This window comes from Ruminococcus sp., from assembly GCF_016283395.1.
Genome location: NZ_JAEEMU010000038.1, coordinates 105,494 through 125,026 on the forward strand (window position 1 = coordinate 105,494; position 19,533 = coordinate 125,026).

Annotated in this window: 23 protein-coding genes; 2 read left to right on the forward strand and 21 right to left on the reverse strand. The window is 42.6% G+C overall.

Features of this window, described 5'->3' with window-relative positions:
* Positions 1-4: 4 nt before the first annotated feature.
* Complete coding sequence (locus QZZ41_RS07085; RefSeq protein WP_295069847.1) at positions 5-3,415, reverse strand: pectinesterase family protein; 3,411 nt, start codon at positions 3,413-3,415, stop codon at positions 5-7.
* A gap of 408 nt (positions 3,416-3,823) precedes the next feature.
* Between QZZ41_RS07085 and hpt the strand changes: the two genes are divergently transcribed.
* Both hpt and QZZ41_RS07095 read left to right on the forward strand, forming a co-directional pair.
* Positions 3,824-4,372, forward strand: a complete 549-nt coding sequence (gene hpt, locus QZZ41_RS07090) for a hypoxanthine phosphoribosyltransferase (protein WP_295069849.1) — start codon at positions 3,824-3,826, stop codon at positions 4,370-4,372.
* Between the two features lie 10 nt (positions 4,373-4,382).
* On the forward strand, positions 4,383-5,744 hold the full coding sequence (locus QZZ41_RS07095; RefSeq protein WP_295069851.1) for an NCS2 family permease: 1,362 nt from the start codon (positions 4,383-4,385) through the stop codon (positions 5,742-5,744).
* A 414-nt stretch (positions 5,745-6,158) separates the two neighbouring features.
* Here QZZ41_RS07095 and QZZ41_RS07100 read toward each other — a convergent pair whose 3' ends face one another.
* The 20 genes from QZZ41_RS07100 to QZZ41_RS07195 form a co-directional block, all read right to left on the reverse strand.
* Positions 6,159-6,743 (reverse strand): histidine phosphatase family protein, encoded by a 585-nt coding sequence (locus QZZ41_RS07100; protein ID WP_295069853.1) that lies wholly within the window; start codon positions 6,741-6,743, stop codon positions 6,159-6,161.
* Positions 6,743-7,870: a carboxynorspermidine decarboxylase gene (gene nspC, locus QZZ41_RS07105; protein WP_295069946.1), complete on the reverse strand. Its 1,128-nt coding sequence runs from the start codon at positions 7,868-7,870 to the stop codon at positions 6,743-6,745. Before nspC ends, QZZ41_RS07100 begins: the two co-directional genes overlap by 1 nt.
* 4 nt (positions 7,871-7,874) lie before the next feature.
* Positions 7,875-8,528: a peptidylprolyl isomerase gene (locus tag QZZ41_RS07110; protein WP_295069855.1), complete on the reverse strand. Its 654-nt coding sequence runs from the start codon at positions 8,526-8,528 to the stop codon at positions 7,875-7,877.
* An 18-nt stretch (positions 8,529-8,546) separates the two neighbouring features.
* Positions 8,547-9,020, reverse strand: a complete 474-nt coding sequence (locus QZZ41_RS07115) for a VanZ family protein (protein WP_295069857.1) — start codon at positions 9,018-9,020, stop codon at positions 8,547-8,549.
* 1 nt (position 9,021) lies between these two features.
* Complete coding sequence (locus QZZ41_RS07120) at positions 9,022-10,224, reverse strand: saccharopine dehydrogenase family protein (RefSeq protein WP_028517030.1); 1,203 nt, start codon at positions 10,222-10,224, stop codon at positions 9,022-9,024.
* Positions 10,225-10,243: 19 nt separating this feature from the next.
* The gene (locus tag QZZ41_RS07125; RefSeq protein WP_295069860.1) at positions 10,244-10,669 is read right to left on the reverse strand and encodes a hypothetical protein; all 426 of its coding nucleotides are present in this window, start codon (positions 10,667-10,669) and stop codon (positions 10,244-10,246) included.
* 55 nt (positions 10,670-10,724) lie between these two features.
* A complete protein-coding gene (locus QZZ41_RS07130) occupies positions 10,725-11,114 on the reverse strand; it encodes a DUF3592 domain-containing protein (RefSeq protein WP_295069862.1) in 390 nt (129 codons plus the stop codon).
* 31 nt (positions 11,115-11,145) lie between these two features.
* Positions 11,146-11,604 carry a DUF3592 domain-containing protein gene (locus tag QZZ41_RS07135; RefSeq protein ID WP_295069864.1) on the reverse strand — a complete coding sequence of 153 codons (459 nt, stop codon included), beginning with the start codon at positions 11,602-11,604 and terminating at the stop codon, positions 11,146-11,148.
* 74 nt (positions 11,605-11,678) lie between these two features.
* Positions 11,679-12,149, reverse strand: coding sequence for a DUF3592 domain-containing protein (locus QZZ41_RS07140; protein ID WP_295069866.1), 471 nt, complete (start codon positions 12,147-12,149; stop codon positions 11,679-11,681).
* Between the two features lie 31 nt (positions 12,150-12,180).
* Positions 12,181-12,639, reverse strand: a complete 459-nt coding sequence (locus QZZ41_RS07145; protein WP_367267456.1) for a DUF3592 domain-containing protein — start codon at positions 12,637-12,639, stop codon at positions 12,181-12,183.
* A 53-nt stretch (positions 12,640-12,692) separates the two neighbouring features.
* Positions 12,693-13,139 (reverse strand): DUF3592 domain-containing protein, encoded by a 447-nt coding sequence (locus tag QZZ41_RS07150; RefSeq protein WP_295069870.1) that lies wholly within the window; start codon positions 13,137-13,139, stop codon positions 12,693-12,695.
* Between the two features lie 65 nt (positions 13,140-13,204).
* On the reverse strand, positions 13,205-13,636 hold the full coding sequence (locus QZZ41_RS07155) for a DUF3592 domain-containing protein (protein ID WP_295069871.1): 432 nt from the start codon (positions 13,634-13,636) through the stop codon (positions 13,205-13,207).
* Between the two features lie 16 nt (positions 13,637-13,652).
* Positions 13,653-14,111 (reverse strand): GNAT family N-acetyltransferase, encoded by a 459-nt coding sequence (locus QZZ41_RS07160; protein ID WP_295069873.1) that lies wholly within the window; start codon positions 14,109-14,111, stop codon positions 13,653-13,655.
* 53 nt (positions 14,112-14,164) lie between these two features.
* Positions 14,165-14,698 (reverse strand): DUF3592 domain-containing protein, encoded by a 534-nt coding sequence (locus QZZ41_RS07165; RefSeq protein WP_295069875.1) that lies wholly within the window; start codon positions 14,696-14,698, stop codon positions 14,165-14,167.
* 89 nt (positions 14,699-14,787) lie between these two features.
* Positions 14,788-15,438, reverse strand: a complete 651-nt coding sequence (locus QZZ41_RS07170) for a DUF3592 domain-containing protein (protein WP_295069876.1) — start codon at positions 15,436-15,438, stop codon at positions 14,788-14,790.
* Between the two features lie 66 nt (positions 15,439-15,504).
* Entirely contained in the window at positions 15,505-16,182 is a 678-nt protein-coding gene (locus QZZ41_RS07175) for a DUF3592 domain-containing protein (RefSeq protein ID WP_295069878.1), read from the reverse strand.
* A gap of 44 nt (positions 16,183-16,226) precedes the next feature.
* Positions 16,227-16,802: a DUF3592 domain-containing protein gene (locus tag QZZ41_RS07180; protein WP_295069880.1), complete on the reverse strand. Its 576-nt coding sequence runs from the start codon at positions 16,800-16,802 to the stop codon at positions 16,227-16,229.
* Between the two features lie 301 nt (positions 16,803-17,103).
* On the reverse strand, positions 17,104-17,955 hold the full coding sequence (speB, locus tag QZZ41_RS07185) for an agmatinase (RefSeq protein ID WP_295069882.1): 852 nt from the start codon (positions 17,953-17,955) through the stop codon (positions 17,104-17,106).
* Positions 17,945-18,796 carry a polyamine aminopropyltransferase gene (gene speE / locus QZZ41_RS07190; protein ID WP_295069884.1) on the reverse strand — a complete coding sequence of 284 codons (852 nt, stop codon included), beginning with the start codon at positions 18,794-18,796 and terminating at the stop codon, positions 17,945-17,947. Before speE ends, speB begins: the two co-directional genes overlap by 11 nt.
* A 227-nt stretch (positions 18,797-19,023) precedes the next feature.
* Entirely contained in the window at positions 19,024-19,518 is a 495-nt protein-coding gene (locus tag QZZ41_RS07195) for a hypothetical protein (RefSeq protein ID WP_295069886.1), read from the reverse strand.
* Positions 19,519-19,533: the final 15 nt, after the last annotated feature.

Genomic DNA, 19,533 nt, shown 5'->3' on the forward strand with positions numbered 1-19,533 from the left:
TTTATCAATCTATCGGAAGTGTATCTACAAGACGAAGCAGATAACGCTGTATTGCAAGTGCATCATTTGAAGTAATACCGTTTCTGCCCTCAACATCTGCGTTTGCAGCTCCCTGATCTGTAAGGTGATGCTCGTCTGTACCGTTTATGCCATACTTGTTAGGATTTGCCAGTGACTGCATGATAAGAACTGCATCTGACAGATCAACTGTACCGTCCATATTTGCATCGCCTGCAAGTCCCTGCGGAGGCTGTGTAGTAGTTGTTGTTGTGGTTGTGGTAGTGGTGGTTGTCGTTGTAGTTGTTGTAGTAGTAGTAACTACAGGTGTTTCCTTAACGAAAGCTATGTAGTTCATACAAGCCCCGCTCATACCGTTTGTACCAAGAGTTACAGTCTCGCCTGCCTTTATCGCCTTGGAGTAAACATCGAAAGGTCTTACAGCTTCGCTGTCGTTGATCTCTGCGATCTCGCCTGTCTTTGTGAAGTTATACAGCCATGACGGGATAGAAGTTACTCTCTCGTCCATAGCTACAAATACTGTGATATCCTTTGCAGCAGTAATTACTGCAAGATCGGAATCAGTATTCTTTGAGTTGCAGGCTGTTCGGATAAGCTCTCCGCCGCCAATGCTTGAAGGTACAGAAGCGATAACGTGCTCACGATCTCCGAATGCCTTGTCGCCGATGTTGAAGTTCTCAACGATAGACCACTGTGCGCCGTAGCTTGCGTCCTTGACCTCAAGCTTAGCAATAAGTTCGCTCTTCAATGTATCGTCGATAACTACAGGATCGCCGCCGCTTGAAACTGTTCCTGCATTGTATGCCTTGTTCTGCATTCTTCCTGCATATGCTGTTACCTCTGCCTTTGCAGCGTCTGCGAACTGGACATTGTAACTGCTGTATATCTTCGATGAATTTGTATCGAAGTTATCGTAGCCATCACCGCCGCCCTTGAGGTTATTGATATAAGCCTGTGCAGTTCTTGAATTAACTATCTGATAAGCAAGTCCGCTTCCCATATTACAGCTTACGAACTTGTCACCGTAGGACTTGATCGTGCCTGAATATGCATCGCTTCCCATATTCTCAGCATCAAGAGGAAGATTTGTATTTTCGAAGTAGTTTGCTTCGGAGAATACTTTTGAGTTATAAGAAGCTCCGATGCCATACTGCTTGTTGTTGTAGAAGTAGTTATTATAGCTGTGGATATGTGCGTTTCTCGCACGCGGATTACGCGACTCGGTATTATTGAACCAGTTGTGGTGATAGGTTATCCAGTCCTGCTCGTGATTTGTTCCACCGCCTACAAGTGAGGTCTTGTGACCGTCCTTGAAAACATTGTAGGAAACTGTTACGTACTCTGTCCACTTGATATCAAGTGAACCATCACCGTCTGACTTATCAGCGTCAACTATGCCGTTGCCCGCATAAGCATTATATCCCTTTTCAATAGTACAGTTATGTACCCAGATATGATTTGACTTATTGTCGGAAGAGCCTGTCATGGATACGCCGTCATCGGGGTACTTGCCCAGCCACAGATTGCGCACTTCACAGCTCTTTGAACGCTTCATCTCAAAGCCCCACTGATTTAGAGCAGTATCATAGCCGATGCCCTCGACAGTTACATTTTCAGCATTCTGTAGATAAAGCATATTTGATCCATCATTCTGCTGACCGTCATTAGCCTTTGCGCCTTTTGGCACATCAATGCTGCCGATAAGACGGAATACAACATTCTTAGGCTTTCCGTTGTAGAATATGTTGTAAAGACCTGTCTGACCGCCGTATGTGACAGAATCCTTGTTTGAGTTATTTACATAAATAACTGTAACTCCTGATTTGAGAGTACCGTCATTGTTGTAAGCACCAATACCGTCGGATACGTTCCAATGCGCATAGCCGCTGCGGTCAAATGCCATTGTCTTTACTGTACAGCTTGCAGAGCCGTTAGAGCCCGAAACATTTATAGTATAAGAAGTATTTCCTTTGAGTCCGGGGATATCGACTCTTGAATTTCTGATGAGCTGTGAGTCTACAGCTGTGTAGCTTGAACTTCCCTCGGGTGCGTAGCTTACCTTGACATTATTGCCAAGCTTTGAGCTGTCCCACTCTACGAAGGCTTCTTCATACCAGCCGCCGCAGGTCTTTATTGCCCCCTCAACATTTGATGAAGGCTGATCGTTATTGCCGCTGCTTGTATTTCCTTCACCGTTGAGGAATGACGGTGTCCAGTTGTTCATATAGCTTGTGATATTGATGTTTGCAGCATCATTGTCTGATACGGTATGTCCCTTGCGCTGAGAAAGGTCAACTCTCTGACCGTTTGAGAGCTTTGTGCCGTTCTCCTTGAAGCCGTCAACACTCTCGGGCTGTACGCCGCTCATTGAAGTCCAGCCTGCTGCTGTTATCATATTTCCGTTCTGGAGAGTAGTATTCACAAAGAGCACCTTTGCAGTCTGTCCCCACGGTCTGCCGAGATAGCCTGCGCTTACTGTGAGCTGTGAATTTGCAGTTACCTTGCAGTCCTTGAAGAGATATCCCGTGTACGGACTTCCCTGCTCTCTTGCTGCTGTAATGTATCCGCCTACAGAACCGCTGCTGTAGCCCTTCCAGCGAAGCTCACAGCTGTCGAATACTGCATTGCTGCCGCCGAAGATATAGTCTGTCTGTCCTTCGATAAGGCAGTTCTTGTAGTACTGAGGTGAGCCGCCTGTGTAAAGTGTATCCTGGCTTGACAGGAACTTGCAGTTCAGGAACTCAGCATACCCTGTATCTACCGAGAGAGCCGCTGCACGCTCTGTATAAGCCTTTGACTGTACGTCAACGCCGTTGTAACGCTGTACTTTCAGTGTCTCGTTTGTACACTCAACGCCGTCTGCCAACTCCTCCTGTGTGAGGTAGCGGTTGAAGGAGTTCTCGAATACGATGTTCTTAGCCTTGAAGTTTGTAGCCTTTGGCCAGAGCTGTACTGTTGCGCCCCAGCGGTAATTTGAAACGTTCTTGCCGCTCTTGGAGTTTGCAAGGCTTGCATCGTAATAGCCCTTTGAGTTTGCGCTGTAGTACTTATAGCCGATACCGTAGTACCAAGTGAGGACAGCATCGCCCTTGCTCGGCTCGTCATTTACAAAAGTAATGTACGGTGTCTGTACAATGACCTGCTGACGGTATGTACCGGGGGCAATGTGTATTGTAACGCGATTAGCCTCTGATGAGGGATTGAGGCTCGCTGCCTTGTCAACAGCCGCCTGTACTGTGGAAAAGTTGTTGTTTCTGCCCGTGTATCCGACATACAGGTCTGTACCTGCCGCATCGGACCTCAACGGCTGTACTACGGCAAATGATGCCAGTAATACGATCATGGCTGAAACAAACGAAATGATCTGTAGATTTAGCTTTCGTGTTCTGCCGACCATTATTATCACTCCTTTGGAATTTTCGGATCATACGCTGCCTAAAGCGCGATCCTTAGCCTTAAATCAATCACTTTAGTGCATCGCGCAGACTTACAGGGACAAGCTGCCGCAGAATATGCACCTATACACCATAATTATAGCATACGCACTACAAAATGTAAATATAATCATAGTTTTTACATCTATTTTTGTGGATATATACAATTAGAGATAGCTCTCTTTGGATAAAATATCCTTAAATAATCTTTTATCCCCTATTTTTAGGCAGATTTATGCTTTCCCTTATTGACAACACCATACAAAATGGTATAATTAGTGTATCAACTATATCTGCCTTACAGTGGTTGCTGAGCAGACATTAATTAGATCAGGCTATTATTTATATCATTACAACTCAGGAGGTTTATTATGAAATTTGACAGCACAGAAGAATGGAAAAGCAAGATCAAGCGTGTCCTCATCTCAGAAGATGAAATACGCACAGAAATGAAAAAGGCAGGCGAGTATATCAATTCTGTCTACGACGGCTCTCCTATACTCCTTGTGAGCATACTGAAAGGTGCATTCGTGTTCATGGCTGACCTGTGCCGCGAAGTAACTGTTCCCTGCGAGATTGCTTTCATGGCGGCAAAAAGCTACTTTGAGGGCACTGAGTCCTCGGGTCATGTCGAGATAACCATGGACCTCAAACATGATATCAGTAATTACCATGTTATAATCATTGAGGACATCATCGACACTGGAAGAACTCTCAACGAGATAAAAAAGATACTCGGTGTAAGAAACCCTCTGTCTCTGAGGATAATGACCCTCCTTGACAAACCCGACCGCCGCGTTGTTGAGCTTAAAGCTGACTATTCTCTTTTCACTATCCCCGATTATTTCGTAATAGGCTATGGACTCGATTACGGCGAATTCTACAGAAACTTACCGTATATCGCAGAATTCGGCGAATGAGGTGGCAGAAATGGTGGAAAAACTTTTCAAGCTCAAAGAACGCGGAACTAATGTAAAGACTGAAATTGCGGCAGGTATCACCACTTTTATGACTATGGCTTATATACTTGCCATTAACCCGAATATTCTTTCAACCACAGGTATGGACGCAACTGCCGTGCTCCTTGCGACTTGTCTCGCTTCATTTATCGGTACTATCTGCATGGCATTCATGGCTAATCTGCCCTTTGCACTTTCCGCAGGTATGGGACTCAACGCTTACATGGCTTATACAGTCTGCGGAAATCTCGGCTATTCGTGGCAGGTGGCTCTCCTTGCGGTATTTATAGAGGGTATCGTTTTTATCATACTCTCACTTACCAAGGTCAGAGAAGCTATCTTCGATGCGATACCTCTTTCGCTGAAACGTGCGGTATCCGTTGGTATCGGTTTGTTCATCGCCTTTATCGGACTTCAGAACGCAGGTCTTGCAGTAGACTCCGCAACTCTCGTAGAGCTTGTAGACTTCCGCGAAAACTTCCATACTACGGGAATATGCGCACTCCTTGCTGTTATAGGACTTCTTATAATGGCGATACTCTACATCAAAAGAGTGAAAGGCTCTATCCTCATAGGTATATTCGCCACATGGATGCTCGGTATCATCTGCGAGGTAACAGGGCTTTACGTACCTGATGCGGAAATGAGTGCTTATACACTTATCCCCTCTTTCAAAATGACTGACTTCACTTCTATCAGCAAGACATTCGGTCAGTGCTTCAACGTAGATTTTGACGCTGTCGGTATTTTCAACTTCATCGTTGTAGTATTCTCCTTCCTCTTCGTTGACCTTTTCGACACTCTCGGCACTCTCATCGGTGTAAGCACTAAGGCAGGGCTTCTCGACAAAAACGGCAAGCTCCCTGCTATAAGACCTGCTCTTATGGCTGACGCTGTTGCAACTACCGCAGGTGCTGTGCTTGGTACTTCTACCACCACTACTTTTGTGGAGTCCTCAGCAGGTGCGGCAGCAGGCGGCAGAACAGGTCTTACAGCTCTTACAACAGCTGTGCTGTTCCTGCTCTCTATGTTCCTTGCACCTATATTCATAGCTATCCCAGCATTTGCAACTGCTCCTGCACTTATACTTGTCGGCTTCCTCATGTTCAGCACCGTGTCCGAGATAAAGGTTGACGAGAATAACTACGCATCGGCTATCCCTGCATATCTCTGCGTGATCGCAATGCCGCTGTTCTACAGCATTTCCGAGGGTATCGCTATCGGCGTTATCTCTTACGTTGTTATAAACCTTGCCTGCAAGAAGTACAAGGAAATAAATCCTATCATGTATATCCTTGCGGTACTCTTCGTACTCAAATACATATTCCTGTAAATACAAATATAGCTTTGCTATATTTGTATTTAAGCAATTAGCCGTTAGCCTATTTGTAGGGGCGAGTTCCGCTCGCCCGATAATAAAGCGGCAAAGCCGTTAAATTATGAAAAAGGACAGCATAACCGTGGTATCTATATAGAAACTTTTATGCTTATTATTGAGAGAACCCCTTTTGAAAAAGGGGCTTCTCTCAAACTCTCTCCCGAAAACTTTCGTTTTTATTTTTTCCCGGATAGTGCGCGACCTGTATACTTACAGGTCTTTTTTATTATCATACGCGCCCTATCCGGGAAAAAATCAGATAAAAGTCTTTGGAAAGGGGTTCGGGGGATAACCTTTCCTCAGAAAGGGTTCCCCCGATAATTAACTATAAACTTCTATATAAGTACCACTGCTAAGCTGTCCTTTTTTTCATCTGTTATTGCCTTTGAATTCCTTTTTGACTATAAGTATCTCCTCTTTTTCAACAAGCTCCCTGCCCTCAAATCCGAGACGGATAATGTACGGCATAAAGTCGATAAGACGCATGAAATCATCAACTCCGAAGCTGTTGTCATAGTAGTGAAGAATAGTGCTGAGAGCAGTACCGTGAGTACCTACCATTATGTTCTCATCTCTGTGAGCGTCAAGCATATCATTTACCGCAGCAATATTCCTGTCCATTACAGACTGCAAGCACTCGCCGTCACTTTCGCTGTAGCTCAGGTCAGCCCAGCGTTTGCGGAACATCTCTATATTATTGCTGTTTTTGCCGTTGATACGCTCATGCAGCCTCTCATCGATTGCAATATCGAGCCCGTGTTCATCTGCGGTCTGCTTTATGGTATCATAGCTGCGCTTATACGGACTTGAAATTGCACAGTCAAGGCGGATATCCTTCATTGCTTCCACTACTTTAAGAGTATCCCTCTCGCCCTCCTCGGTAAGGGGACGTTTTGATGCTTCTGCGAAAGCATAATCGGGCTGTGCATGACGTACAAAGTAAATATTGGTCATCAGAGTCGCTCCTTAAAGTCAGAATAGCCGAAACTGCGAAGCGTCTCAAAGCTGCCGTCCTTTTTCAGCAGAAGTATTGAGGGCAGCGGCATACCGTTGAAGGTATTGTTCTTGACCATTGAATATATCGCCATGTCTCCGAAAACAAGTCTGTCGCCTATATGAAGCGGTTCATCGAAGGAGTACTCGCCGATAGAGTCCCCTGCAAGACAGGTCTGTGAGCCCAGTCTGTAGCTGTACTTCTTTTCGCCTTTCTCTCCCGAGCCAACAAGTGGCGGACGATAAGGCATTTCCAGTACATCAGGCATATGGCAGGCAGCAGAGGTATCAAGTATAGCCATTGGCATATCATTTTCCGTGATATCCAGCACCTCGGTCACAAGCCAGCCTGCATTTAGAGCGGCTGCTTCACCGGGTTCGAGGAACACTTCCAGTCCGTACTTTTCCTGCATACGTTTTATGCAGCGTTCAAGCCGCGGTATGTCGTAATCCGCACGGGTTATATGATGACCGCCGCCGAAGTTTATCCACTCCATTTTTTCGAGAACATCGCCGAACTTTTCCTCAACAGCATCAAGTGTAGCTTCAAGGTCATCTGAATTCTGCTCGCAGAGAGTGTGGAAATGTATTCCCGTAACGCCGTCAAGGTCGTCTGTACGGAAGTTCTTCCGCGTGATGCCAAGCCTTGACTTAGGCGAACAGGGGTCGTATATCTCATGTCCCTCCTGAGTTGAAAACTCCGGATTGATACGGAGTCCTATCTTCTTGCCTGCCGCAAGTACACGGTCACGGTACTTGTCAAGCTGAGTAAATGAGTTGAAGATGATATGACCGCAGTAGGATATTATCTCGTCTATTTCGTTTTCGCGGTAAGCAGCCGAAAAAACGTGATTTTCCTTTCCCATTTCTTCATATCCCAGCTTTGCCTCGAAAAGTCCGCTGCAAGCTGTTCCGTCGAGATATTCCTTCATAAGCGGATAGACATGATAGCATGAAAAAGCCTTCTGAGCAAGGAGTATCTTAGCTCCCGTGCGCTGTGAAACGCCGCGGAGTATCTCCATATTGTGAATAAGTGCCGACTCGTCCACTACGTAGCAGGGAGTCGGCATTTTTGTATTATCAAACATAAGCTTATTCAAGGAAATTGTTCATGGTGATCTTAACTCTCGGAGCACCATTCTCATCAGGTTCGATCATCTCGACCTTTTCCATTACGATAGGTGTATTTGGCTTTGACATTGCACCGTCAGTACCCTGTGAACGAGGTACTCTTGTGAAGTCGTCAACTACCTCCATGCCCTCTGTAACGTTGCCGAATGCAGCATAATAGCCGTCAAGTGAAGCTGTGTAATTACCTGTATAGCAGATAAAGAACTGGCTTGATGCGCTGTCGGGATCATTTGAACGAGCCATTGATATTACTCCGCGCTGATGTGAAGTAGGATTGTCAACGCCGTTTGCAGCAAACTCGCCCTTTATAGTCTCCTTGCTGCCGCCCATGCCTGTACCCTCGGGATCGCCGCCCTGTGCCATAAATCCGTCAATTACACGGTGGAAGGTAAGTCCGTTATAAAAGCCCTCATTTACCAGCTTTTCAAAGTTAGCGCAGGTTATGGGAGCTTTATCGGGATAAAGGGTCACGATAATAGTATTACCCGACTGTCCTGCTGCTGTTGTGGACTCTTTTTTATCAGAGCCTGCGTCCTTGCCGCAGCCTGTCATAATAAGCATTGTCGCAGCAACAGCTGCTGTCATTACCTTTTTGAGGTTCTTAAAACCTTTCATATTTTTCTATTCTCCTTTTCAGCTGATATCCGTAAATATCAGTTTTCTTACTATATTAAGCTTTGAAAATGCAAAGCCTATGAATGCTCCCGAAATATTCAGGATAAAATCGTCTATATCACAGCTGCCGCGCATTGTAAGGAACTGACCTGCCTCAACTCCTATGATGACTGCCGCTATAGTAAGGGCAAACACCTTAAAGCTGCGCTGCTTTTTCCACAGCGCAGGGAAGAATACTCCCGCAGGCATGAATACCGCTAAATTCCCCCACAGATTATCAAAGGAGAACTCTCCGTATATTATATCGTCTGCGCGATAATATCTGACAAACTCAGATATAGTACGGAACGGTACGAAATTGGAATTCTTACGGAAGTATTCACCATAGGTGTAAAAGTTCAGCATACTGCTCCTTATATAAAAGAGCAGATAATACGCAGCCGCAGCGTATATTACAAAAAGAGCAAAAACTAAAAGCTTTTTAGCCCTCATATCAGTCAACAAGAGTAGGATCGAAGTCCTCTTCCCAAGGAAGTCCCCACTTGTTGAGTGCTTCCATGAACGGATCGGGATCGAATTCCTCGATGTTGTAAACGCCTGCCTTCTTCCATGTGCCTGTCATTATCATCATTGCGCCTATCATTGCAGGTACACCTGTTGTATAGGAGATAGCCTGTGAGCCAACTTCCTTGTAGCACTCCTGATGATCGCAGATGTTGTAAAGGTAGTAGTTCTTGTCCTTGCCGTCCTTCTTGCCACGGAAGATACAGCCGATATTCGTCTTTCCAACTGTTCTCGGACCAAGTGATGCAGGATCAGGAAGTACAGCCTTGAGGAACTGGAGAGGTACTATCTCCTTGCCCTCGTACATGATAGGCTCGATAGATGTCATACCTACATTTTCAAGGCACTTGAGGTGTGTGAGGTAGCTCTGACCGAATGTCATGAAGAAACGGATACGCTTGATGCCCTTGATATTAAGAGCGAGAGACTCAAGCTCCTCATGGTGGAGGAGGTACATATCCTTCTCGCCTACGCCCTTGAAGTTATAAACGCGCTTTATCTCCATAGGCTCAGTCTCTACCCACTTGCCGTCCTCGATGTAGCTGCCCTTTGCAGATACCTCACGGATATTGATCTCAGGGTTGAAGTTTGTAGCGAACGGATAGCCGTGGTCGCCGCCGTTGCAGTCGAGGATATCAATGTAGTTTATCTCGTCGAACTGGTGCTTCATAGCGTAAGCTGAGAATACACCTGTTACACCCGGGTCAAAGCCGCTTCCGAGAAGTGCTGTGATGCCAGCCTTTTCAAATCTCTCACGGTATGCCCACTGCCACTTGTACTCAAATTTAGCAGTATCAAGAGGCTCGTAGTTTGCAGTATCAACATAGTGAGTCTTTGTAGCGAGACAAGCGTCCATGATAGTAAGGTCCTGATAAGGAAGTGCAAGGTTCAGCACTACATCAGGCTTATAGCTGTTGATGAGAGCAACAAGCTCGTCAACATTGTCAGCATTTACCTGAGCAGTCTCGATGACTGTCTTTGTTGTAGGCTGGAGCTTTTCCTTCAGCGCGTCGCACTTTGACTTTGTACGGCTTGCTATCATTATGCCCTCAAATACCTCGCTGTTCTGACAGCACTTGTGAATTGCAACGGAAGCAACTCCTCCGCAGCCGATGATCATACATTTTCCCATTTTTAATTCCTCCGTATCTTTAAAAATTTATATGTGTTATTAAATAAATGCCCATTGCCACTAAAAACAAATCAGTAAAGAGATGTTTTTTCTGTCTTGAAGGACAATAATACATTTCAGGGTTATTGGGGTTTACCTTTATCTCATGATTCTCACTGTTCTGCACATGAAATACCAAGCCTGATTCTCTTGCCTCATACAGACTGTTGTCATATTCATAGACCACCTTGTACGTTTCAGTCCCGTCACTGTTTACACACGAGACTTTTAACATAACACTGACCGTTTCTGTACACTTGCGTTTCAGATAACTGAAAAACATAAAGTCGAACAGACCTATTATAGCCGGTGACAGCAATACGAATTTCCAAAATAAATATTCTTCCATATTCTCTATATCCGGCATTTTTCTTTCACCAATATCTATACTCCCTTTCTTTTTCAATCGTCTTATCTCAGTGAACTGAATAAAAATCAGTCAATAGGTTTTATATGTCATTTCAACAAAATAAAAACTTAATTAATGCTCCCACAGCAATACATATCAGATATATAATAACTTTATGTATTGTTTCCTGCGGACAGTAAAAATTTTCAGGCTTATCAGGGTCAATATAAAGGCCTACACGCTCGCCTATACTAAAAGAAAGATATGGAGAATATAAACTACTCCTTTTCATGTAATCTTTGCCCTCAAATCTATATTCAAAAACAGGGAAATATGAATAACTTATATGACGTCTTCTTTTGGTGTTGCGTTTTTTTTCAATATCTACAACAACAGCATCAACATACTCTGTACACCTTTTCTTTTTTATTATTATATCTATTATTCCCCAAACACCTACCACAAAAAGAATAATGGGAAAAATTAACATTAAAATTGTCATTTTCTCACCTTCCTGTTTTTATCATTAAAACTCAGATGCTTTCACAATATGCAAAAAACAGCTTGATACCAAGTATTATTACCAGTATAACGCCAATTCCTATGGAAAGACCTTTTATGGCCTGTATATTATCGTGTTTTTCCTCAGCAGGACAGATGCATGATTTAGGATTTTCGGGATCCACAAACAGCTCCACCTTTGAACCTATCTGCATTTTCTTAAGCCATGATTTTGAAGTACTGCCTGCACACCTGCAAAATTCACCTTTATAGGAATACTCATAGAGCGGCGCACGTTTTATGTCGTATGATTCGGTCTCTCTGTCGTATATACTGACTTCTGTATAATCGACTACTTCTGCCACAACAATTTCAGTACATTTTTTTCGCCGTTTCTTTTCTTCAATATGTAGTTTTGTCAATATTACTATCGAAGAACCGACAACAAATAAAACAACAAAACCTATTATATATACAAGCAAATAATCCATTTATTTCACGACCTTAAAAATTCCTATCATATCAATTCTTATTTCGTCTCAAAGAATGGTCTGCGCTTTAAAAGTCAATCTTCAACGTTTATTTTGCCCGTTAAAGACAATATAACCACAATAATTGCTACTGCTCCCGCGCCTATTAATACCAACTCAGATATTAACAATCCTTTGTTGTCTTTCGGATCATAAAACTCATAAGGCTCATCAGGATTGATCATCAGCTCTGAACTATCGCCTACGTTGTAATTATTTGAGCTTACAAGACTTTCAACTTCATAATCCTGTCCCATATAATTATAACTCCAGACAGGGAAATATGAAGTACTTGGCGGACTGTCAGAATCACCTGGAGTATAGCTTTCTCTGATATCGACCACTGTTGCATATACGGTTTCCGTACAATTCTTTTTCAGTTTTCGCCTTCTTTTGAAATCGTATACGCCCAAACCAAGGAAGGTTAATGGTACAATAAACATAACAGATGATGTCAGCAGGCATAATCCAATCATTACTAATATTACAGTGATAGACGTTACCATTTTTTCCACCTGCCTTTAAAGTATCATGACATCAATAACCTGAGTCGTACCTCTTAGAGTTTATCAGAGACTTTATGCTGAATCCTGTACAGATCAGACACAAGCCGCTCACTATCAAAAGAATTATACCGAAGAACTTACCCGAAGTTTCCTTTGGACAATAGTATGTCTTTGGATCACTTGGCTTTAAATAAAACTCTACTGTATCGCCCTTATGCATTTTCAGCTTTGATGAATACACATTGCTTGAAACTGTATATTCCTTGCCCTCATATTCATATGTATACACAGGTGCATAGGTATCATCGTCCGAAGATGAACTCTTCTTGATGTCAGATACAACAGCTGTTGTTTTATATGTACATTCCTTTTTGAGCTTTGCATCATGCTTGAAGAACCATATTCCGCCCAAAAGAGTGGCTATGGTCACAAGTATCAGTATTACTACACTTGATGTTTTTACTTGTGCTGTACTTCTGTTGAACTGGATATTTCTGTTAAACTAAATATTCATGATAATTCTCCCTTTTTAAAATAAATTTATTAGTTTGAATGTGATTTATATATCGCAATAGCCTTTGCTAAAATACATAAACTACTAAATGCTCCGATACAGATCATTATAATTCCGGCTTTATCTGAACCATCGATCTCTTCAACAAGTCGAAAATCCTCGGGATTATCAGGATTTATGGCAAGCTGAACATGATCGCCTGCCGAAGCAAAAACATAACTTTCGTACTGCCTTTCGTAATTTATTCCGCCATAATAAAATTCAAGTAAAGCGACATACATATGACGTCTTGTGTTTCTGCTGCGGTAACTCAGATCTTGTACATTAACTACTGTTGCTTCTACGAAGTCTGTACAGCGTTCTCTCGCTTTTTTTCTGGTTCTGATATATAATATTCCAAACAAAATAAAAAGCGAAGGAATAAAAAGCCAACATGATAATATACCAATAATCAATAATATGATTGGAAATTCCACAATAAAAAATACTCCTTAATTAATGATAAGCTTCATTGGTGTGAACTGTGATTTTTATAGTAAGATCAAAACAAGCTCAAGATAAACTGAACTAACATAAATAAAATTGCACCGGCTCCGACAATGATCGAAATAAGTCCGCCTTTATCTATCCCCGAAATATCTTCAAGAATATGAAATTCATCCGGATATTTGGGATTGATTGCAAGCTCGACATGATCGCCTACAGAAAACCTATATTTATGCACTATGTCATTACTCGTCCTTCTATAATATTTTCCGCAATAATAAAACTCATAAACAGGGTAGCAATCACGCTTTTTTCCTTTGCCTTCGATAAATAAACCCGTCATTTCTATATCGACTACAGTTGCTTCTACAGTATCAGTGCAGCGTTCTCTCTTTTTTTCTGTGTCATTTATCAGCCATATTCCAATTACAATAAAAAACGAAGAAATACCAAGCCACCCTATTATAAAACCAAATAAATAAATCACAGCTAACTCTCCTTGATTATATGATAAGCTTCATTGGTGTGAACTGTGATACTTTCTCTTCAAATCCTAATTTTTTATACAGCTGATAGCCGTCCTCGGAAGCCTGAAGCTCGATATAATCAAGGTCCATTATCTTAGCATCAGCTATAAGGAGCTTCATAAGCTCTGTGGCTATTCCCTGTCTGCGATAGTTCTTATCGGTTATAACATTGAGAACCGTTCCGACTCTTCCTTTAGGAAAATTCGGATTAGGCGGCATCTCCCTCACAGTAAGGAAAACCGAACCCACAAGCTTTCCGCCGTCCTCTGCAAGATATGCAAAGAAATCACAGTTGAGGTGGTCGGCGTAATATCGAGGAAGCCTTGCCTTTATTTTTGCAGCCTCGGCATCTGTCATTTCGGGGAAGTCCTCACGTAGATATTTTATACGTATATCCGCCAGTCCCGAGGCATTCTGCGCTCTGAATATATTCATATAACTTTACTCCATAACATCTTTAAAAATAATCTGTCTATGACAGCTTTTTACTAAGCCTTATTTTTATTGAACAATAGCACCGAAATAGAAATCACACTTGCTATTGCACCTACAATGATAAGCGTAAGCCAGCCTTCAGTATTACGTCCATTATCAGAAGGTACATAAGAATTTTTAGGTTTAACAGGATCAATATATACATCGACCTCTTCATTCAATTCAAAGTTATCTGTTTCTTCAAAATAACCTGATCTATAAATGTATTCACGTCCGTTATAGGTATATTTGACCACGCGGGGACCTGAATAGGACTTAGAATTTCCTATTACATTATTGTACTGATCACGCATTTCCTCTTCATTAACATTCTCATATGTCATTATTCCCTTTACAAGCTCTGTACAGACTCCCTCTTTCTCACGAACCTTAAAATACTGAGTAGTTCCGACAATTAAAAAAACTATTCCTGTTATAATGAAAGGTAATACAAATATGTTGATCACTTTCTTCTGCTCTTCATTCAGACATATCTTCTCTTCTTCATCATCAAACGATCCAATCAAATCACGATCATCATAGTTCATATTTCTCACCTTGTTTTATATGTAATTCTCAGAATAAACAGTCCCGATGCGTTCTGTGCTCTGAATATATTCATATCAATTTACCTTTCTCACACGTAATAGTTGTCCTGAGATGACGAACCTAATACGTTCTTTGCCTTTCTTTTCATGCTTATCGGAATGATCAAGGCAACTGCCAAACATATCGCACCAACCACCATTGACATTCCCGAACCAGTCTTTTTTTGCTTATAAGATGGTATATAGATATGTTCGGGATCATGAGGATCAACGTATATGTCTACGCTTTCACCGACTTTAAAGCCTGCCGATGGGCCGAAATAATTGCCCTCATCTTTATATTTATTTCCTTGATATTCGTATTCAAAAACAGGAGCATATGTATTTGTAGGTTCATCATCTCTGCTTTTCCGATGAGTCTCGTCCCAGCTCTGTATTGCTGTGACCGTGCCTTCTACCCTGGAAGTACACACCTTTTTATCGCGGTAAAGCTCCAGGAAATCCTTTGCTCCAAAAACAAAGAATAAAAAACCTGCGATCAGAAAAGGCGCGGTAAAGATCCAGCCAATACAGCCGAAAGCATTTGATGCAAATTTTTTCTGCCTGTCTGTAAGCTGAGGAATTTGTTCGTTAAATTGTCCGTATCCGCTGTTGTCGTAGTTCCCGTAATCACGTTCACTGTAGCTGTCGTATTCATCGTTATTGTAGCTTCTGTAATCGTCATCATCATAATTTTTCATTGTTATTACCCCATTTTATATCATTTCCGCGAATAAACTGTCCCCCGAACATATTCTTTTTTCTAATTAATAATCCCGAGTGTCATATCCAAACGCTTTATTTGTCTTACTTCTGATACTAAAGAAAATAGAACCGCTTACTGCAATAAATACTAAGCCAAATAAAATATCAAACAATGAAATTTCTTCGCTCTTATGATAAGCAGGTGCATAAAATCGTTCAGGTTTATCAGGATCAACAAATATGGTCACTTTGTCGCCTTCTTCTAATTCTGTATCACTATAAAAGCTCTGCATTCTTTGAGTATGAGTTTTTCCATTTAAGGTATATTCCAAAACAGGTACGTAAAAAACATCTCTTGATCTTTTGCCGGTAACTGTATTTTTCTCCACAGCAATGACCTCTCCAACTACACTTTCAGTACAATGCTTTGTTAAATAAGAGTCTTTAAGGTACGGTACGATGCCTGTATACAAACTTAACAGCCCTCCAAACAGAAAAGGAACTAAAAATATAAAGACTACACAGCCTGCCACACCCCTGACTATTTTTGCCTGTTTTTCTGTGACCTGCGGCATCTGCTGTCCGTAATTGCCGTATCCGCTGTTATCATAGTTCCCGTAATCACGTTCACTGTAGCTGTCGTATCCGTCGTTATTATAGCTTTCATAATCGCTGTCACTATAACTATTGTACTCTTCGTTATTGTAGTTTCTGTAATCGTCATCATCATAATTTTTCATTTTCTTACCCCATTTTCTATATCATTTTTTGAATATGACTTAATTTACCCCATAAAGTCATCATTCGTATCTGTATTGTCCGAGCCGTTACCTGCTGCCTTGCTGCGCATTACCACGCATACAACAACTACAGTCAGGATTATTATAATACACGGTATAAATATCACTAAAAGCCAGAAGCCCGAAAACTCCCGGTCTATCTCCTTAAAAACAGTATTGCGGTTGTAAGCGGGATCGTACATCTTTCCTGGTTCGCCTTCCGATATACGTATATCCACCTTTTCTCCGACTTCATATTTCTTGTTGCTTGAGCTTACACTGCCCTCAACATTATACGTTTTCCCATTGTATTCGTACTCGTATACGGGAGTATACACCATTGAAGAACTGTCATCGGAATTTGACAAATGCTCGCGGTTCTCGCTGATAACTGCTGTTACCGATACATTATAAGCAGATGTATCCTGCGTAACAGCACCGCTTATCGCTTTTTTCACCACCGTAAATGCCAGACCTGTGATAAAGCCCAGAAGCGTCAATATAACGGCAAATATTATACCTATCCTTAATGCTCTGTTTTTTGTGCTGTTATTTTCTGTTTGCTGCTCGTTGTTATTCATAGTGTGACCTCATAATGGAACATTCTTTATACTGCCGTGCTCTGTTTATCAGTGTTTTCAGCAGATCACAGTCTGCTCTCATATTCACGCCGCAGCTCCTCCATGTCCTTTTTAGTACGGTATCTCGGGTAAACAAAAGTGACGATCATCATTATTGAACCCACGATCACCAGCATTATATCAGCTTTCTTTTTCGAGCTAATCGCTGTATTTCGGGATGTCTGTATCTTTTATCTCCTCGTGTGGGATATCGTCCTCAAATCCATATTTTTCACCCACAAACTCACCGCTATAAACTCTTTTATGACAGAGCCAGCAGCATTTCCCTTATTATCTTGCAGGCTACTGCTGTGGAAACTCCGCTCTGATCGTAAACAGGGCTGAGCTCATTGACATCACAGCCTACGATATTCAGCTTGCTGCATACCAGTGTTACAGCCTTCCTCAGCTCATCAAATGTGACTCCACCTGCCTCGGGAGTTCCCGTACCCGGGAATATAGACGGATCAAGCACATCAAGGTCAAGTGTGAAGTAAACATTCTTGCCTTTAAGCTTTTCAACAACCTCTTCAAGCCCGTCAAAGCTGAATTTATGCATTTCCGTGTGCTTGTCCGCAAAGCGGAATTCCTCACGGTCGCCGCTGCGGATACCGAACTGGAAGATATGACCGTCGCCCACAAGCTCGTGGCAGCGTCTGAGTACACAGGCGTGTGAGAGCTTCTGACCGAGATAGTCATCACGGAGGTCTGCATGAGCATCAAAGTGAACGATATAGAGATCGCTGTATTTTTCCTTGACAGCCCTTACAGTACCAAGAGTTACAAGATGCTCGCCGCCTATCATAAATGGCAGCTTTTCATCTGCAAGTATCACATCTGCACGGTCAGATATATCATCTACAGCTCGGTCAGTGCTTCCGAAAGGCAGCTCCAGATCGCCGCTGTCAAAATAGCTGTAGTCTGTCATGTCCTTATCCTGATAAGGACTGTATGTCTCGATACCGAAGCTTTCGTTCCTTATTGCCGAAGGAGCAAAACGTGTGCCCGGTCTGAAACTTGTAGTGCCGTCAAAGCCTGCTCCGAAAAGTACTATCTTAGCCTCATCGTATTCGGCATCGCAGGCGATAAAAGTCTGTATATTCTTATTCAACATCTTTGAGAAGCTCCTCTACGTAGCACGGAAGCGCGAATGCACCTACGTGAAGTCTTGGATTGTAGTATCTGGTCTTTAAGCCGAGCATACTCCATTTTGTGCCGTTATAGTCATTTGTCGGGTGGTACTTCTTTGAAGCAAAGCCGAAAAGCCAGTGTCCCGACGGATAAGTCGGTATATGTGCCTGATAGACCTTGCTTATAGGGAAGCTCTCCACTATGCGCTTGTGTGAACGCTGCATAGCAGCTGCGTCCTCGTCATAGAACGGGCTCTCATGCTGATTTACCATGATACCGTCCTCGCGGAGTGCCTTGAAGCAGCTTCCGTAGAACTCCTTTGTGAAAAGTCCCTCGCCCGGTCCGAAAGGATCGGTGGAATCAACGATAATAACATCGTATTTGTCAGTGCAGCGGCGAATGAACTTAACGCCGTCCTCATAGTAAACATGGACTCTTGGATCATCGAAGCGGCAGGCTGTTGTAGGCAGGTACTTCTTGCACACCTCTACAACAAGCTCGTCTATCTCCACAAGGTCGATATTCTCAACAGAGGGATAGCGTGTCAGCTCGCGGACAACTCCGCCATCGCCTGCGCCTATTACCAGTACATTCTTTGGATTTGGATGAACAGCCATAGGCACATGAGTTATCATCTCGTGATAGATGAATTCGTCCTTTTCCGTCAGCATCATATAGCCGTCAAGAGTAAGGAAGCGTCCGAACTCCTTTGAATCGAAAACATCTATGCGCTGGAACTCACTGTTGCCGCTGTAAAGCTGGTGATCCACCTTTATTGAAAATTTAACATTCGGAGTATGTCTCTCCGTAAACCATAATTCCATACTATACCTCCTTAGTGATCAGCGGATAGTAATAACTGATCAGCAAGAAACGCCGTTACAGCGTTCTTATATGAAATGAATACTGCAAATGCAGCCGATACGATCTGTAATAATTAAACATATGGGCGAAAAATATCCGCCCACCTACTATTGTAGGGGCAGACACCCACATCTGCCCGAGATAAATGATCGGGGCAATGTGGGCATCGCCCCCAACATAGCCGTTTTTATTTTCTGTCTGTGGGAGGACCTCCTGCTGGTGGTCCTGATACACCATTCTGCTTCATAACAAATTTAAGGAATAAAGGTGTTACGATGAAAATGATGATATATGCAACTATAAGGCTGAGTATAAGTGACTTGATGAACGAAGGCAGGAACGGCATCTTTGAACCGTGTGCAGTTGCCTGCTTGTATGCCATGAACACCATTGAAAATGTAAGGATAGGTGTATAGATAAGGTCTGATACAAGTGTTGAAAGAAGTCTTGCAGGGAGACTGCGCTCCTCAAGACCGCATTTGCGCACAAGTCCGTCCTCTACCTTTTTCATGGGCACTACAAAACCGATGATAAGGCTTATGATAGTGCTTATACCGAAGCTCATAAGAAATCCGCGCCATGTGAAGTGTCCCGAGGTGAGATTGCCTAAAAGTGAAAGGCAGAAGCTGAGCGTTACCGCCATAAGTATATTCATCTGTAATCCGATTTTTTTCATATTCATAAATTTATCCTCCTG

Excerpts from the sequence above, each read along its gene's own strand:
- QZZ41_RS07160 (WP_295069873.1), bottom strand. The coding sequence starts at position 14,111 with ATGAATATATTCAGAGCGCAGAATGCCTCGGGACTGGCGGATATACGT.
- QZZ41_RS07135 (WP_295069864.1), bottom strand. The coding sequence starts at position 11,604 with ATGGATTATTTGCTTGTATATATAATAGGTTTTGTTGTTTTATTTGTT.
- QZZ41_RS07100 (WP_295069853.1), bottom strand. The coding sequence starts at position 6,743 with ATGACCAATATTTACTTTGTACGTCATGCACAGCCCGATTATGCTTTC.
- hpt (WP_295069849.1), top strand. The coding sequence starts at position 3,824 with ATGAAATTTGACAGCACAGAAGAATGGAAAAGCAAGATCAAGCGTGTC.
- QZZ41_RS07175 (WP_295069878.1), bottom strand. The coding sequence starts at position 16,182 with ATGAAAAATTATGATGATGACGATTACAGAAACTACAATAACGAAGAG.
- QZZ41_RS07115 (WP_295069857.1), bottom strand. The coding sequence starts at position 9,020 with ATGAGGGCTAAAAAGCTTTTAGTTTTTGCTCTTTTTGTAATATACGCT.
- QZZ41_RS07195 (WP_295069886.1), bottom strand. The coding sequence starts at position 19,518 with ATGAATATGAAAAAAATCGGATTACAGATGAATATACTTATGGCGGTA.
- QZZ41_RS07110 (WP_295069855.1), bottom strand. The coding sequence starts at position 8,528 with ATGAAAGGTTTTAAGAACCTCAAAAAGGTAATGACAGCAGCTGTTGCT.
- QZZ41_RS07095 (WP_295069851.1), top strand. The coding sequence starts at position 4,383 with ATGGTGGAAAAACTTTTCAAGCTCAAAGAACGCGGAACTAATGTAAAG.
- QZZ41_RS07130 (WP_295069862.1), bottom strand. The coding sequence starts at position 11,114 with ATGACAATTTTAATGTTAATTTTTCCCATTATTCTTTTTGTGGTAGGT.
- QZZ41_RS07170 (WP_295069876.1), bottom strand. The coding sequence starts at position 15,438 with ATGAAAAATTATGATGATGACGATTACAGAAGCTACAATAACGATGAA.
- QZZ41_RS07180 (WP_295069880.1), bottom strand. The coding sequence starts at position 16,802 with ATGAATAACAACGAGCAGCAAACAGAAAATAACAGCACAAAAAACAGA.
- QZZ41_RS07165 (WP_295069875.1), bottom strand. The coding sequence starts at position 14,698 with ATGAACTATGATGATCGTGATTTGATTGGATCGTTTGATGATGAAGAA.
- nspC (WP_295069946.1), bottom strand. The coding sequence starts at position 7,870 with ATGTTTGATAATACAAAAATGCCGACTCCCTGCTACGTAGTGGACGAG.
- QZZ41_RS07085 (WP_295069847.1), bottom strand. The coding sequence starts at position 3,415 with ATGGTCGGCAGAACACGAAAGCTAAATCTACAGATCATTTCGTTTGTT.
- QZZ41_RS07140 (WP_295069866.1), bottom strand. The coding sequence starts at position 12,149 with ATGGTAACGTCTATCACTGTAATATTAGTAATGATTGGATTATGCCTG.
- speB (WP_295069882.1), bottom strand. The coding sequence starts at position 17,955 with ATGTTGAATAAGAATATACAGACTTTTATCGCCTGCGATGCCGAATAC.
- speE (WP_295069884.1), bottom strand. The coding sequence starts at position 18,796 with ATGGAATTATGGTTTACGGAGAGACATACTCCGAATGTTAAATTTTCA.
- QZZ41_RS07120 (WP_028517030.1), bottom strand. The coding sequence starts at position 10,224 with ATGGGAAAATGTATGATCATCGGCTGCGGAGGAGTTGCTTCCGTTGCA.